We start from the raw sequence: 14,378 nt of genomic DNA, 5'->3' as shown, positions 1-14,378 counted from the left end.
TCGTTCTTCAAAATTAACTCCACATCACAAGTATTGCCGCCACTGCAATTAACAATAAACCAATAATTTCATAACGTTGTACTGGCTTTTTCAACCACCATACCGAGATCATAATCGTAAATAACACTTCGGTTTGGCCCAATGTTTTAACTAAGGCCACGTGCTGTAATGCCATTGCCGTAAACCAACCGATAGAGCCAATACAACTCGTTATACTAGTGGCGATTGTCATGATTTTATGTTGACTTAATTCAGCTAAAACCTGTGGTTGTTGTTTAAAAATATAAAGTGTTAGCGCTAAAGTTTGAATACACAAAACCCACAATAAAGACCACGCCGCGCCGACATGAAATGGCACATCAAGTAAATGGCTTGCTTCTCTTGCTAGCAAAGAGGTAAGGGCGAAACAAGTGCCGCAGGCAAGTCCAATCATCAAGGTTTTAGGGCTTAACGACCCTTTTTTGCCGGCACTACTTAAAACAAAAATGGCTATAGACCCGATAAAAATCCCAAGCCAACCTAACAATGACAAATTGCTACCAAAAAACAACACACCTAAAACGCCGGCCACAAGCGCTTCACTTTTTGCCAGTCCGGCGCCAACCGCAAAGTTTTTTTGCTTAAACAAGATAACCATAAAAGCCGTCGCTGCAATTTGGGTGGCCGCCGCAATACAGGCATAAATAATAAAGCGGGTATTAAATTCAGGTATCGCCATTGGCTGGTACAAATACAAACCGTATAGGTAAATCGCGACGATAGGTGGCGCAAACAAAAAGCGCGACAAAGTCACGCCAGACGTGTGTACATGTGCACTCAGTTTGCTTTGCAAGGCGTTGCGCCATGTTTGCATAACAACCGCTAGTAACGTAAATAAAACCCAAGTCATTACATTGCCCTGAAAATATTATATTTAAAGAAAACAGAAGATTACTCTAACCATTGTTTATGACAATAGGATTTGTTTTATATCTTATATTAGCTACCTGAATTTGCTATTGTCAGTGGTTAATGGCTTATCGAACTCAAGCTCTTAAGCAGAATATTTAAGAGAGAAAATATATTAGGGAGGTAAAATGCGGTTCATAATGAGTATTTTATTTTGCCTCTATTTGACTGGCTGTACTAGCACTAAAGTTCATTTTTACACCCGATATTTACCCACCACAGATGTCTCAAAAATAACCAAAGCATTAGAGGACGCCAACTTTACTGTCGTTAAAAATAGATATGCTTTTCCCGAGGACATAGAACAGTCTGCAGTGTTATATTCTTTATTTATTCAAGATGACAAAAGTGTCTCATTGTTGACTAAAACACTTACTGAGATTGGCTGGCCTATCCAACAAACGCGGGCACTTGTTGCAGGAAATCATTGGTATACCAAAAATAGCGTCGGTTTGTACTTATTGCCAGACGGCGTTAAAACGGCTAATAAAGTCGCGACTCAAGATTTAGCCGATGATTACCAAAGTCGTAACTGTAATGAGTCGGTGAAAATTAGTCTTAAAGATGACAACCGTTATACGATGATGTTTTCTGAAAACAAAGAGAGTAAAGCAGATCACCTAAATGGCTACTGGAAGGTAAGAAGTTACCCGTATCTAGAGCTCACTTCGCTGAATGAGCAATGGTGGTTCTATTTTGAAATTGAACAAAAAATTGAAGTTGATAAGGTCAGTAAAATCCAAATAGTAGAGTTAAAGCCAGTCGACCAATATCGATTTTTCCCAAATTGTAGTTTTGTCACTGGTGTTCGGCTTTGATGCTAAGGGACGTTTCTGAATTACCCGCGATAGAAAAATTAAAACTGATAGCCACGTCAATAAATACAAGCGGCTAGCAGTTTTTTGGTGCCGTCTTTAGACAACAGCGAGATGTTTAACCAAGCCTTAGTGTTTATTGATCTTCAGCTTTTTTTACTCGGATTACTTTGCCGTCTAGCTTTGTGCCGTTTAACTTAACTATGGCTAAAAGGGCTTTTTTGTCGTCATTAATTTCAACAAACCCAAATCCCTTGGATTTACCGGTGACTTTGTCCAATACCAATGTACAGTATTCTAATTCAGCAAACTGGGTGAAAGCTTCAGTAAGCTGCTCTTCGGTTGTTGAACGGGATAAATTTCTAGCAATTATTTTCATGTGATCTCATTTGTAATGAACTCAAATTACCGCGTAACTCAACACGGTAAATAAGGGTATGCTGGTCATGATAAGAGTGAATGAACGCGACCACAAGTAAATGTATCACTTCAATCAAATATAACCCCATAAAAGCGTGCCAATTTGGCACTATTTGATGAGGTTATTCGCCGTAGGTGTCGCGTTAACACTTGGCTGGTAATAACAAACATCGATATTTCCATTCCCAGGGTACGTATAAAACTCATGGGTCCGGTTTTTAGACGAGTCGATTCGTTGTTGAAATGCAGCCGATTCGACCATTTGTACCTTTACGGTATATTGCTTGTTTGTAGTTAATGTATCGCCAATGTGCGCACTGTTAATCATTCCTTTTGGTTGGTCGCTATCAATTATGCCCCCCTTGAGCTTATCTCCTCGAGGCAGTCGTTGTACAACGTCCATACCGAAAACAACTCGACCAAACACCGACATATTACGGTCGAGATGACGCGGAGCGTGCCCTATGACGATATAAAACTCAGAACTGGCACTATCAGCACCGTTGCCCCTTGCCATCGCCACTGTGCCGGAGCAGTGCAAAAACCACTGTTCATTAGTTGTAAGATCACGGCCAGCGGGAACTGAATTAATAAAGCCCGTTTGTGGAGCCAATAGATCGGGGCTTTGGATTAAGGTAAAGCTATCTGAGACTGGCTGGGTAAACTCGGCCTTTAATGGCTGTTTAAATTTAGAGGGTTTTCCTTTTACATTATTCCATTCGCCTTCACCTTCACCGGCTTGAGCAACAAAGCCTTCAATGACTCGGTAAAAAGGGAGGCCGTTGTACCATTGGCTGCTGACAAGTTGCTTAAACTGTTCAACATGTTTTGGTGATACCTGTGGCAATAGTTGAATGATCACTAAACCTTCGGTGGTTTCTAAATAGACTAAGTCTGACTGCGGAACTGAATATTCGTTTTCTTGGCTTATTGCCGCTGAGCAGAAAATAAAAAACAAAAGTCCAAATGTGGCTTTACAGGTTTTGGCCAACATACGTTCACTCCAGTGAGCAGATTGATTTTAAGCCGATACTGTGACCTTTTTTATACGCCAATTCAATACATCGATGTTGTTCTAGACTTTACCAATTGTGCATTTTGTAAATACTAGATGCCAACCTTAACGGATATACACTGGTCTAAAAAGCGAATCCTGCACTTAACCAAATTACATTTTTGGCGCCATCGGTGCTAAAAAAACCGTCGCCATCGGTATCCGGCATATGGCCCAAATCCAGTCCAACTCGGAAACCATCAGTTAAACTTTGTGGGTAGTAGTTAATATTTAGAGAATAAACCGATCGTATGGTAGCTGTATATGTCGCTCCGATTGACCAGTTACTGTTAAGCAAATAATCATAGCCTGCGCTAGCGCCTATTAAACCAACCGCACCTCGCAAAAGATGCTGCTCTTTCTGTAGTGAGATTTGATAGCCAATTAAACCGGAATACTGTAATCCTGTTCCTAGGTTATGGTTTAGTTCACTTGCTTTGACAACGCTGCTACTAAAAACGGCAAAAAGAAAAATAAATCTGAGTTGCAAAATAGGTCGGTACATTGTGTCTCTCTTTGGTGGCCTAAAGGGAGGCCAATACTGGTTTTTTAATCGAGTTATTAATTGGTTTGATATTTAGACAATAACGTTTTTTGCTCAGCGGCATTAACAATTTTTGCGAGTTTTCCATTTTTTGTCATTTCAATGATTTTTGCGTCAACAATTGGAACAAGATGTTTGTGGTCAAGATGGATGTAATGATACAAATCGAAAGTCGCTAACGGTTTTTTAATAGCGATTACGTTTTTTAAACCAAGTTCTTTAAGTGCCATTAAACCATCAATGGTATTGGTTAATGCAACGTCAACGCGGCCTGAATCAACCATGCGCATTATCTCAATGGTTGAGTTCATGTCTATCACCTGAGAGTGGCCCTCAGTAATTCTGTTTGTATGTTTTACTCCACGAACTTTTGCGACAAAGTATTTTTCTAGATGGTCTTTTTTCTCAATTACGATATCTTTGTCTTTATGCACAAAGGCTGTGGTCTCAAGGTAGTAATAAGGCGTTGGTACTCTTATTGTGGTTGGGTTTTCAATACCATAACTGAATATCCTCATTATTTCGCCATCACTAACGCCAGAAGTTGCTGAGAGCTGGGCACGTTGAGCCGGCAGCGGTGTAATGCTAATGACGATACCAAGCTCTGAATATATTTGGGGTAAAACAATGCGACCAACTTCTTGCTCGGTCAAAAAATTAATGGATGAAAAATGAAATCCTTCTGCAAAACTATTCCCAATAAATAACAACAAAACCGCAAATAATTTCATTGGGTCTCCGCAAGTTATAAAATACAAATGTCGATTTTTCAAAAATCGACTTTATTCAATGACTGATTGAACTAGATGATGTTTATAAATTGTAGGACATTTATAATTAAACTGACGGCTAATATTAGATTAATAATCAAATAATTGTGGTTTGGACGATTGGTGACCACATTGTCGTCATTAGGCTGAGGGTGTTCAGATTGTATTTTGGTTTCTAGTTTCTTTCGCTTTTTGTCTAAATCTCGTGATTTGGCTTTATGTCTCTTTTTGTACTCGGCGATGCCTTTTTCGATGCCTTTAGCAATCAACTTAGTTTGCTCTTTGGTTTGATTTGGTTTTTGTGTCGCTTTGGCAATTGTCATCGCTTCGTTTTCGGTTTGTGCTGAAATGGTGTTTTTTGTCATACAGATTTTGGTTTCTCATCAAATTTGGTTTAACCTACTGCCATTCAGTTGTAATTTCAAATTAAGGTTTTCTTTTATGGAATGGATGCGAGAACTACTTGATCCAAATAATTATTATTTCCAACAGTTTTTTGCCTTATTCACGTCCATTGTTTCGTTACTTATTCTGCGTACTTTTAAAGGACGATTAATTAATAGAAGTAAACAATCTCTCCTCAATGCCAGTGTTTATGCATTGTATTTACCCGCGAAGTTTTTCCTTATTTTGCTGTCGACCTGGCACTTAATTGATTTGTTCAACGTGCTCGGTGGTGATTATTTTGAGTTTGATAAATACCCAATTGTGCAATTACTCGCGGTCTTGCATTTAAGTTGGTATGGCTTCCGAGTCGTTAATACTATTGAAAGTGAAACATTAAACGAAACAGAACCGACAATGCTTGACGCAACGGCAGTAATTGGAATTGCGAAGATATTTCGTTTGCTCCTTGCGGTGATCTGCATGATTGTCGCGTTTGATCTGCTAGGTCTCGACCCTCGGGGTTTAATTGCAGTTGGTAGTGTCTCAGGCGCAGCCTTAGCTTTTGCATCAAAGGACTTGGTATCAAATTGGTTTGGTGGTGTGATGTTGTACTTAGACAAACCGTTTAAAGTGGGCGATTGGATCCGAAGCCCTGACCGCGAAATTGAAGGCACGGTCGAGTATATTGGCTGGCGGATCACTCGGATTAAAACATTTGATAGACGGCCTTTATATGTCCCAAATGCAATGTTTAATAACATTACAGTGCAAAATCCGTCGAGAATGACGCACCGTAGGATCAATGAAACAATAGGTGTTCGCTATGATGATGTCGAACAAGTGCATGATATTGTGGAAGCAATTCGGAACTATATTAGCGGATCTGATTTAATTGCTCAGGACCAAGTGATTATTGTTAATTTTAATGGCTTTGGTACTTCGTCGCTTAATATTTTGGTTTACTGTATGACCAAAACGATTGACTGGGTTACGTTTCATCAACATAAAGAAACACTATTGCTAGATATTGCGGGCATTGTTGAAAGTCATGGGGCAGAGTTTGCGTTCCCAACTCAAACAATAAAAATGGCAGTTGCAGAACCAGAAGCTTAACCAGCACATACTTGGTTTCTGCCATTTGCCTTCGCAGCGAGTAAAGCTTGATCGGCAAGTTTAATGGTTAAGTCGATATCCGGAATATCCCAAACTTCCGCGACACCAAAACTTGCCGTAACCCTAATTTGTCCCTTGTGAGTGTTAACGCGGATTGCGCGCACTAAATGCCGCAATTCTTCTGCAAAATCGAGGCCTTTCTTTAGGCCATGGTTGTGCAATAAAATCGTAAATTCTTCCCCGCCAAATCTGGCGGCAATACCCAATTCTCCGGTATGTCGAGTGATAAGGGTCGCAATCTCGACAATAACCAAATCACCAATATCATGACCATAATTATCATTAATGCGTTTAAAAAAGTCGATGTCGCACATGATGATGGAATGCGGTTCTTTGTCAAAATCCATATGGCAGTCTTTAACTTTATCGAAAAAGTACCTGCGGTTATAGATCCCCGTAAGCGGGTCGCGGATTGATAATTCATAGTGCTGATTAATCGTGTCTGACATAAGCAAAGATTGTAATCCTCCCATCATCATTAATACGGATAACACCTGCAGTAATAGCAATACGCTCATGTACTGGTAGTTGTTTGGAATATAAACATAGGCGATTGGAACCGTAACAAAACACATGATGGCAAAATAGACGGCAATTTTTAACGACTTCTCACCAAAAGTGGGTGGGCGTGTTTTATCGTGCCAAATAATGGTGAGCGATGTTGCCAAAATGTAGATAGAATTTAAAGCGTGATTTGTAGAACGTGCGAGCTGGCTGTCGTCTAAAAAAAGGTATAAGCCGACTTGAGACACTACAAAAATAGAGATGTGTGTTATTGCTTTGGGACATTGGTGGATATGATGATACTGACTAATTCGCCAATGTAACCCAAATTTTAAAGCATATAAATTGCCTAGAAAGAACAAATTAGCGATTAAAATTGATAAAAGTTCAGGAATAAATGGCCGGAATAAATAAAAACAAAAAGCAAAACAAGTAAGGAAAAAAAATAACGAGAAATAGCGAGTCACTATTTTAGCATTAGTCGATTCGGCAACAGGACTAAACATCATAAATGCAGCGGATATGATACTGCTGCATAAAATTACGATGATAAAAGTAAGTTGTCCTATTAATTCAGCTGTCAATCGCGTCTCCTGGAAACGTATTTAAAAAGTCACGTAATAGACTTAAAGACATCTACACTGTAGCGTAATTCACCTAACTCAGCTAGAACCATGGCGTATAAACGCTTGTCTACCAAGTTGTTATTGGAATAAACAACTTGTTCGAGGGCTTGTTTTGCCAGCTGAAAATCTTTTTGTCCGGCAGCTAGATAAGCATAAATAGTTAATAGTGTTTTATTATCCGGTTGCTTGGTGATGTGTTTCTGTATTTGCGAAAACAGCAGATCCATTGACACAAACGTCGTATTTTTGAATATATGTCGGATCACTTCTAGCAACCAATCCTGTTGCTTCAATAAATCGTTTTCCAATAATATCGGTTCAATAAGTTGGCTCTGTTGTTGTTCTGACAACGCTAAGATGTAAGACGTTTGTAATGCTCTATCTGACCTAATCGCTTTGTGCCAACCGGTCCAAACCGTCTGAAGTTGATTAATGGAAAACGCAGAGATATAGCGCGTAAACGCTTTGTAGAACATGGTTTGATTAAGCTGCTGTAATTCATCAAAGGCGTTAACGTCACTGTGTTTTTTAGCCAGTTTATTTAGACGAGGTAAATGGCTAGCCACTTCATTCCAGTTAAAGTTTTGAGCATACACGCTTAAACATAGTTGCTGAAAAGGCAGTGGTTGTTTGGCAATAGGCAATTTTAGGCTTTGCACTAGCAGGTTCGCGTCTTCATATTTGTGCGCTTTCATAAGTCCGGCTAAGGTCGCAAATGGGGTAGTTAACTTAGTATCTTTTGCTATGTCGTCGGTCAGCAGTAAAGTATCTGACTCATTTAATTGAGCACGGCATACGCCCGTAAGTTTATTTGCAGATTCCAATCGTTCGGTGCGTTTTACTTTGGCAAATTGATTAATTGCTTGCTGCCATTGGCCCAACGTCATGTAGTCAATTCCGGCTTGGAGGTAATTTGCCTGATTTTTATTTTGACGTGACTGCCACCACAAAGTAGGCAAAATCAATGTGGTATAAACCAGCTTTAATAGCCAAACCACCATCCATAACGCAACAACAAACATGACAATAGTAGCGCCAAATTCGACAATACTGCCTTCGATTGTGTAGTTGCCTATCGCAATTAACACGTAGCCTTGGTCGCCTTTAATATTCGGCGCAAATATTAGAAACAGTCCAATAATTAAAAGCGCGACGATTTGCTTAGTAAATTTCATCATCGGTATAACCTATTGCCCAGACATGCGCGACTGTTGGCGCGAGACATAATTAGTTAATTCAGACTGACTGCCCAATTTGGTTGGCAAGTTGAGTTCGATGTTGCGGTTTTGCAATTCGCTTAAGGTATTGATAGTTGCAACCACCTGTGGGTCGTTTAGGTCAAAATATTGCTGCATCCAAGATAGACTCCGTACAATACCATCGTTATATAGTGCGTTGTTTTGCAACAAAATATTTTGCTGTGCTATTAACAACTGGCGTGTAATATTTGCTCTAATAAACCATTGTTGCTGAGCCGGAATTTGCGGTTCTATGGCAAGTTCTCGATGTTTAATCGTGACAAAGTTTGTCATAAATCGATTAAAACTGGTTTTTAAGTTGGCCTGCCAATCTTGAATTTCATCAGACACAGCCGAGTCTGGTTCGATCGCCGTTGCTGTTGGGATATATATATGTGAGAACTTTAAGGTATTCACTTGGTCGAGAATACCAGACAGGCTTAAATATAAACTGTCTCGGTCTGGTTGTTTAGCGCCATGGAGTTTTGCAACATCTTCACTGATGCTTTGGCGAAGTGGAAAAACACTTGGGTCATTCATTGCAGCCAGTCGATTATTGGCATTTGCTAGCAACATTAGGGCAGTGTCGACATCCTGATCGATAATGATTTTTCGCTCAGCTAGGTTAACTAAGTATAAGGCTTCAGAGGCTAACCATTCATTCGGTTGGCTTTGGCCTAATTCTTTTACTCGATTGGTTAACGTTTTAACATTATTCGCAATCGATTTATCCTGACTTTGTTGGACTTTCAGTTGGCTATTAAGTTGACCACTTAATTGACTGATTTGCGATTTAAGGTTTTTGATTTCTGCGACATTATTATTAACCGCTTGTTGGTTTAACGTTTCAACCTGACTTTGCGTTTTAAGCCACATTTGGCCCTGCCACCAGACAAAACCAATGGCTCCGATTGCAACAAAACTGAGCAATAAGGCAAAAACCGCTGTTTTACTTAATCTTGAATTGGACTCTTTTGACGTATTGTGAGGTTTCGCCGTTTGTTTTGGCGTAGGCTCAGTTTGCGCCGTTTTATGTTCGGTTTTCGAGGTAGGTTTTGATTTGGTCTGGGTTTTAGACTCTGTTGCTTTAGGGTTTGTCGCTGTTTCAGGTGGTGTTGTCGCTGTTGCTTTCGCCGCTATTTTTTCTTTTTCTTTAGCGATAGCTTCGTTTTCGGCACGTACTTGTTGCTCGAGTTTCTTTAACGCCTCATTGCTTTTATTTTGAGCTTCATCAACGGATTTTTCCGACGTGTCTGGTTTTTTCAACGCGGCTTCTTGTTTCTGTTTGTCTTTATTCAAAGCAGGCGCTTCCTTACTAGAAGATTGCGTTGTTGAGGTTTTGTTATCTTTATTACTCATCGAAATTTCGCCTTGCCATTGGGTTAACAACTGAATAATCGACTGATTAGTCGTGTGTTCAGAGACTTTTACCTTGTTCTTATCAACACCTAACGCTATGACATGGTCACGGATACGGTGACTAATGACAATCCAATTTTTATTGGTAAGCGTTGATATCTGTGCCTTATCTACAGCTGACACAACGTTCTCGAAAATGCCATCGGCGATATCGATACTTGTTGCCAATATAAAGTCGGCAGTAAGCCAGTTTTTTATGTCATTTGTAGCGTGCTTGGTGACTTGACGTTCATATAAATCAACTTCAGTAACGACCCCTAGTTGACTTTCTATATGACGTTTAATCACGTCGCGGCCGCCTTTGCCTTTTAGTATGGCAGCGTTAATTTTTTTATCGTCGTTTAAATCGGGCAATAAAATTAACGATTCGCTATTCGACTCTTCCGGGCAGATGATCTGGTCATTAAGATGACTAAATGCCGCAATCAGTTCATCTCGGCTCCCTGGCCCGACGGCAATTATTTTACCTTTGGGCATAAAAGCAATTTTGTTTTGTAGTAAATACGTCGCAAAATGTCTGACTGCGGTACGACTGACAAAAATCCAAATAAAATCTGGATCAGGGGTATTTTTTAATAACGCAGTCAAACTTACATCAAGTGTTTCTTTCGCAAATGGGGCTGTCGTTATAATTGGCGCAACGTGTGTTTCCACATTCACTTGTTCGCAGAGTGCTGAAAGCTCTTCAGCCATAGGCGACGGACGTGTATTGAGTAACCGTGTATTGGGTAACGCAGCTGCGTCAGTTAATTTGCTCATTTTAAACCGTTTTATACACTTCTGTTAAAATTTTGTCAGCGCCTTTTTCCAACAGTTCATTGGCAAGAATTTCACCTAGTTTTTCTGCGTCAGCACAAGGACCAGAAATCTCACCTTCGATGATACTATCGCCATCTAAGCTGCCCACTAAACCTTTAAGTAATAGTTCGTTGTCGATGACTTCAGCATAAGCGCCAATCGGTACTTGGCAACCACCTTGCAACGCTCGGTTCATGGCGCGTTCTGCGGTCACACGAAATCGAGTTTCAGAGTGTTCTAGTACAGATAGCCATTGTTGTACTTGAGTGTCGTCCACTCGACACTCAATGCCAACGGCACCTTGACCATTGGCCGGTAGAATAAACTCAACAGGTAAATACTGCTTAATTCGTTCAATCATGCCTAAGCGAATGAGGCCTGCTGAGGCAAGAATGATGGCATCGTATTCGCCTTCATCTAACTTTCTTAGACGAGTATTCACATTGCCGCGTAAGTCTTTAATTTTAATATCTGGGCGCAGCGCTTTAATTTGGCACTGACGACGCAGACTCGATGTTCCGACAACGGCGCCGGTCGGCAAACTTTCAAAGTCAGTCACGGTATTTGAAACAAAGGCGTCACGTGGGTCTTCACGTTCACAAATGGTGTACAACATAAGACCATCTGGGAAGTCGACAGGGACATCTTTCATCGAATGTACCGCGATATCAGCTCGGTCTTCTAACATGGCCACTTCGAGTTCTTTAACAAATAGTGCTTTGCCACCTATTTTAGCCAACGGCGTGTCCAAAATTTGATCGCCTTTTGTTGTCATCGGCACTAACTTAACCGTCAAATTTGGGTGGGCTTGTTCAAGTTTGTCTTTTACGTAATTTGCTTGCCACATAGCTAACGCGCTTTCTCGCGTAGCGATACGTAGAATAGGAGATACAGCTGTCATTAATTTAGAAACCATCGCTTAAAGTTATAGTCAGAGAATACCAGTTAAGACATTATTGCTAAAGACTAACTGGTATTCTTATTGTTTATGCCTGATATACATCAACTTTACGCTGAAAATAAAGACAATAAAATGTCGTTGTTCATTTTGTTGAAAACTTAAGGCTCAAATAAAAAAGTCTCAGTCGTTAATATGGTTCCGTCGGCCGCAACAACCATCACTTCCCAACTACCAGAGTGAAAATTAGCATCTAAGTTTTTACTTGAACGTGTACGCCAGCGATTAGAACCAATATTAAGCTTAACTTCGGCCTCCAATTTGCCATTTAAAAACCAGCGATGCGTGACGTTCGAATCTGCTTGATTCATGACTTCAGTAAAGAAAAATACTTTGTTTGTGCCAGAGGGCAAAGTTTGCTCGTTGTAATTATCAACGGGCTCGCGATCGGCAATGGCGGTTGTAATAATCGCGCGGTTAACCGATGGTGCGATTGTTTCACTAGATGCAGAAAAACTCGATAAAAATACAACAAGGCTAACTAAAGTGTGGATAAAAAATTTCATAAGGCTGACCCTTTAATCGATTTAGAATTAACATGCTGAATGTCTTTAGTGGCGTAAAAAATAATGTATTGAATATTACATTAAATCGCACAATTAATAGTGTAGTGAAATATTCCGTAAGCGATAAGTAGATTTTTGAATTTTATGCATATTTAACCATATGCGTGAAGAAAGGGTCGAAAACAGGTGGGGTTTAACAACAAAATATTTAGAAACAAATGTTGCAGGAATTTAAAGGTGCCAATAAAACCTGATATTGGCACTCGATAACGTTTATTTCGTGACTATTTATTTTCCGTTAGCTTAAGGCGCAATCGAAATTGGCTCACCAGCTTGTTTTGTTGCTGCATCACTAATAAGCGCCCAAAGTTCAGACCCGCCTCGATTATCAATCCACAGACCATCTTTATATTCAAAGTGATGACCATTAAATTTAGTGGCAACCCATAGCTGTTGCAGTGGTGCTTGTTTATTCACGATAATCTTTGTGCCGTTAGGGAATATGATTTCAACAATGCCGCCAGCGCTTTCGTAATCGAGATCAAAGTCGACTTCATCAACGGCGTCTTGTAATTTCATTAAAAAATCGTCAGCGAGTTGATGATATTCAGAGTCATTCATAGTAGATCCTACTTGCATTTGTTGTTGATAGTGAGATTATAGCGGCAACTATAATAGATACCGTAAAAACATGAAACGTCCGTTTAATTTTTACCGTAAAATTTTTGCATATTTTATAATGAAGATGTTGTTTACAACGACTTTACTCGTTGCTGTGTCTGGTTGTGGCCTTAAAGGGCCGTTATATTTACCTGACCAACCAGAAAAAGCTGAAGTAACACAAACAGAAAAACAAAAAGAAGAACAATCGTCAAAACAGTCTGAACCCACACAACAAAAAAAAGATAATAAATAGACTTTGGTGTAAACCACATATTTTGATAATTATTTTGGGAACATAACTTTGGATTACTTTAATTTTCGCGACGGTCAATTATTTGCCGAAGACGTCGCTAGTCAGCACCTCGTTGCTAATTTTGGCACACCTGCCTATGTTTATTCACGTGCGACAATTGAACGCCACTGGAAAGCATTTGATAACGCCATTCAAGATCATCCACACCTCATTTGTTATGCTGTAAAAGCAAACTCAAACTTAGCCGTACTTAATGTCATGGCGCGATTGGGTTCTGGTTTTGACATTGTATCTGGTGGTGAACTCGCCCGTGTGATTGAAGCTGGTGGCAACCCGAACAAGGTTGTTTTCTCAGGTGTTGGTAAAACAGAAGCCGAAATCGAATACGCCTTAGAAGCTGAAATTAAATGTTTTAATGTTGAGTCTGAACCTGAATTACATCGTATTGCCAAAGTTGCAAAGGCACTAAATAAAGTGGCCCCGGTGTCAATTCGCGTTAATCCAAATGTCGACGCAGGGACTCACCCGTATATTTCAACTGGATTAAAAGAAAACAAGTTTGGCATTAGCGTAGAAAAAGCCTTATCGATATATCCTTGGGCAAATGACAACAAACATCTAGATGTACAAGGCATCGATTGCCACATTGGTTCTCAACTTACTGAGATCGAACCATTTTTAGATGCTCTTGATATTTTATTAAAACTAATCGACCAACTAGCCGATCTTGGTGTTGATATTAAGCACTTAGATTTAGGGGGCGGTTTAGGCGTGACATACGACAATGAACAACCTCCGCAGCCAAGTGAATATATTTCAGCATTGATGGCGCGTTTAGAGAATCATAAGCACCTAACTATTTTGTTTGAGCCAGGTCGTGCGATTATGGCCAACGCTGGAATTTTATTGACTAAAGTAGAATTTTTGAAAGAAAACGAAGGCAAACACTTTTGTATTGTAGATGCTGCGATGAACGATCTTATTCGACCGGCATTGTATTCTGCGTGGCAAAAAATCGAACCTATTGCGCAATTAGACCGTCCAGTAAATAATTACGATATTGTTGGCCCTATTTGTGAAACAGGTGACTTTTTGGGGAAAAATCGTGATTTAGCGGTTGCAGAAGGTGATTACCTTGTTATTCGTTCTTCTGGTGCCTACGGTTTTACCATGAGTTCAAATTATAACTCTCGAGTTAGAGCGATTGAGTTAATGGTTGATGGTGATCAAACACATGTTATTCGACAACGAGAAACATTGAGTTCATTGTGGGCTGGTGAATCAGTCTTAGATAAGTAATTT

Annotated in this window: 16 protein-coding genes; 4 read left to right on the top strand and 12 right to left on the bottom strand. The window is 39.9% G+C overall.

What is annotated here, in order from left to right; genetic code table 11:
* Positions 1–13: 13 nt before the first annotated feature.
* Complete coding sequence (locus KO525_RS04350) at positions 14–889, bottom strand: DMT family transporter (RefSeq protein WP_215962562.1); 876 nt, start codon at positions 887–889, stop codon at positions 14–16.
* 199 nt (positions 890–1,088) lie between these two features.
* On the opposite strand from KO525_RS04350, the gene KO525_RS04345 reads away from it, so the two are divergent.
* Positions 1,089–1,766 carry a hypothetical protein gene (locus tag KO525_RS04345; RefSeq protein WP_215962561.1) on the top strand — a complete coding sequence of 226 codons (678 nt, stop codon included), beginning with the start codon at positions 1,089–1,091 and terminating at the stop codon, positions 1,764–1,766.
* Positions 1,767–1,899: 133 nt separating this feature from the next.
* Here the strand turns inward: KO525_RS04345 and KO525_RS04340 are convergent, their stop codons facing one another.
* The 5 genes from KO525_RS04340 to KO525_RS04320 all read right to left on the bottom strand — a co-directional run bounded on the left by KO525_RS04340 (position 1,900) and on the right by KO525_RS04320 (position 4,916).
* Positions 1,900–2,142, bottom strand: coding sequence for an RNA-binding protein (locus tag KO525_RS04340; protein ID WP_215962560.1), 243 nt, complete (start codon positions 2,140–2,142; stop codon positions 1,900–1,902).
* A 150-nt stretch (positions 2,143–2,292) separates the two neighbouring features.
* On the bottom strand, positions 2,293–3,177 hold the full coding sequence (locus KO525_RS04335) for a peptidylprolyl isomerase (RefSeq protein ID WP_215962559.1): 885 nt from the start codon (positions 3,175–3,177) through the stop codon (positions 2,293–2,295).
* 145 nt (positions 3,178–3,322) lie between these two features.
* Positions 3,323–3,742 carry a hypothetical protein gene (locus tag KO525_RS04330; protein ID WP_215962558.1) on the bottom strand — a complete coding sequence of 140 codons (420 nt, stop codon included), beginning with the start codon at positions 3,740–3,742 and terminating at the stop codon, positions 3,323–3,325.
* Positions 3,743–3,798: 56 nt separating this feature from the next.
* Positions 3,799–4,512 carry an ABC transporter substrate-binding protein gene (locus tag KO525_RS04325; protein WP_215962557.1) on the bottom strand — a complete coding sequence of 238 codons (714 nt, stop codon included), beginning with the start codon at positions 4,510–4,512 and terminating at the stop codon, positions 3,799–3,801.
* A gap of 71 nt (positions 4,513–4,583) precedes the next feature.
* A complete protein-coding gene (locus tag KO525_RS04320) occupies positions 4,584–4,916 on the bottom strand; it encodes a DUF2956 domain-containing protein (protein WP_215962556.1) in 333 nt (110 codons plus the stop codon).
* 76 nt (positions 4,917–4,992) lie between these two features.
* On the opposite strand from KO525_RS04320, the gene KO525_RS04315 reads away from it, so the two are divergent.
* The gene (locus tag KO525_RS04315) at positions 4,993–6,051 is read left to right on the top strand and encodes a mechanosensitive ion channel family protein (protein WP_215962555.1); all 1,059 of its coding nucleotides are present in this window, start codon (positions 4,993–4,995) and stop codon (positions 6,049–6,051) included.
* Here the strand turns inward: KO525_RS04315 and KO525_RS04310 are convergent.
* From KO525_RS04310 to cyaY, 6 genes are all read right to left on the bottom strand, one after another.
* The gene (locus KO525_RS04310) at positions 6,048–7,199 is read right to left on the bottom strand and encodes a GGDEF domain-containing protein (protein ID WP_215962554.1); all 1,152 of its coding nucleotides are present in this window, start codon (positions 7,197–7,199) and stop codon (positions 6,048–6,050) included. The genes KO525_RS04315 and KO525_RS04310 overlap by 4 nt on opposite strands.
* A gap of 29 nt (positions 7,200–7,228) precedes the next feature.
* Complete coding sequence (locus KO525_RS04305; protein ID WP_215962553.1) at positions 7,229–8,419, bottom strand: heme biosynthesis HemY N-terminal domain-containing protein; 1,191 nt, start codon at positions 8,417–8,419, stop codon at positions 7,229–7,231.
* Positions 8,420–8,428: 9 nt separating this feature from the next.
* Positions 8,429–10,657, bottom strand: a complete 2,229-nt coding sequence (locus KO525_RS04300) for a uroporphyrinogen-III C-methyltransferase (protein WP_215962552.1) — start codon at positions 10,655–10,657, stop codon at positions 8,429–8,431.
* 1 nt (position 10,658) lies between these two features.
* A complete protein-coding gene (gene hemC / locus KO525_RS04295; protein ID WP_215962551.1) occupies positions 10,659–11,597 on the bottom strand; it encodes a hydroxymethylbilane synthase in 939 nt (312 codons plus the stop codon).
* A 158-nt stretch (positions 11,598–11,755) separates the two neighbouring features.
* A complete protein-coding gene (locus KO525_RS04290) occupies positions 11,756–12,160 on the bottom strand; it encodes a DUF2914 domain-containing protein (protein WP_215962550.1) in 405 nt (134 codons plus the stop codon).
* Between the two features lie 303 nt (positions 12,161–12,463).
* Positions 12,464–12,781 carry an iron donor protein CyaY gene (gene cyaY, locus KO525_RS04285; protein ID WP_215962549.1) on the bottom strand — a complete coding sequence of 106 codons (318 nt, stop codon included), beginning with the start codon at positions 12,779–12,781 and terminating at the stop codon, positions 12,464–12,466.
* A gap of 70 nt (positions 12,782–12,851) precedes the next feature.
* Here cyaY and KO525_RS04280 point away from each other — a divergent pair, with 70 nt between their 5' ends.
* Together KO525_RS04280 and lysA are read left to right on the top strand one after the other, a co-directional pair.
* Entirely contained in the window at positions 12,852–13,076 is a 225-nt protein-coding gene (locus tag KO525_RS04280; protein ID WP_252736790.1) for a lipoprotein, read from the top strand.
* 48 nt (positions 13,077–13,124) lie between these two features.
* Entirely contained in the window at positions 13,125–14,375 is a 1,251-nt protein-coding gene (gene lysA / locus KO525_RS04275) for a diaminopimelate decarboxylase (protein WP_215962548.1), read from the top strand.
* Positions 14,376–14,378: the final 3 nt, after the last annotated feature.

Source organism: Psychrosphaera sp. B3R10 (assembly GCF_018861025.1).
Classification (GTDB): Bacteria; Pseudomonadota; Gammaproteobacteria; order Enterobacterales; family Alteromonadaceae; genus Psychrosphaera; species Psychrosphaera algicola.
The sequence above is the reverse complement of the archived record's forward strand: the minus strand, read 5'-3'. Positions and strand labels throughout refer to the sequence as shown.

Bases quoted from the DNA above. Each gene is read 5' to 3' on its own strand.
- KO525_RS04350 (WP_215962562.1), bottom strand. From the start codon at position 889: ATGACTTGGGTTTTATTTACGTTACTAGCGGTTGTTATGCAAACATGG.
- KO525_RS04280 (WP_252736790.1), top strand. From the start codon at position 12,852: ATGAAACGTCCGTTTAATTTTTACCGTAAAATTTTTGCATATTTTATA.
- KO525_RS04345 (WP_215962561.1), top strand. From the start codon at position 1,089: ATGAGTATTTTATTTTGCCTCTATTTGACTGGCTGTACTAGCACTAAA.
- KO525_RS04320 (WP_215962556.1), bottom strand. From the start codon at position 4,916: ATGACAAAAAACACCATTTCAGCACAAACCGAAAACGAAGCGATGACA.
- KO525_RS04300 (WP_215962552.1), bottom strand. From the start codon at position 10,657: ATGAGCAAATTAACTGACGCAGCTGCGTTACCCAATACACGGTTACTC.
- KO525_RS04325 (WP_215962557.1), bottom strand. From the start codon at position 4,512: ATGAAATTATTTGCGGTTTTGTTGTTATTTATTGGGAATAGTTTTGCA.
- KO525_RS04305 (WP_215962553.1), bottom strand. From the start codon at position 8,419: ATGATGAAATTTACTAAGCAAATCGTCGCGCTTTTAATTATTGGACTG.
- KO525_RS04340 (WP_215962560.1), bottom strand. From the start codon at position 2,142: ATGAAAATAATTGCTAGAAATTTATCCCGTTCAACAACCGAAGAGCAG.
- KO525_RS04290 (WP_215962550.1), bottom strand. From the start codon at position 12,160: ATGAAATTTTTTATCCACACTTTAGTTAGCCTTGTTGTATTTTTATCG.
- KO525_RS04315 (WP_215962555.1), top strand. From the start codon at position 4,993: ATGGAATGGATGCGAGAACTACTTGATCCAAATAATTATTATTTCCAA.
- KO525_RS04335 (WP_215962559.1), bottom strand. From the start codon at position 3,177: ATGTTGGCCAAAACCTGTAAAGCCACATTTGGACTTTTGTTTTTTATT.
- hemC (WP_215962551.1), bottom strand. From the start codon at position 11,597: ATGACAGCTGTATCTCCTATTCTACGTATCGCTACGCGAGAAAGCGCG.
- KO525_RS04330 (WP_215962558.1), bottom strand. From the start codon at position 3,742: ATGTACCGACCTATTTTGCAACTCAGATTTATTTTTCTTTTTGCCGTT.
- cyaY (WP_215962549.1), bottom strand. From the start codon at position 12,781: ATGAATGACTCTGAATATCATCAACTCGCTGACGATTTTTTAATGAAA.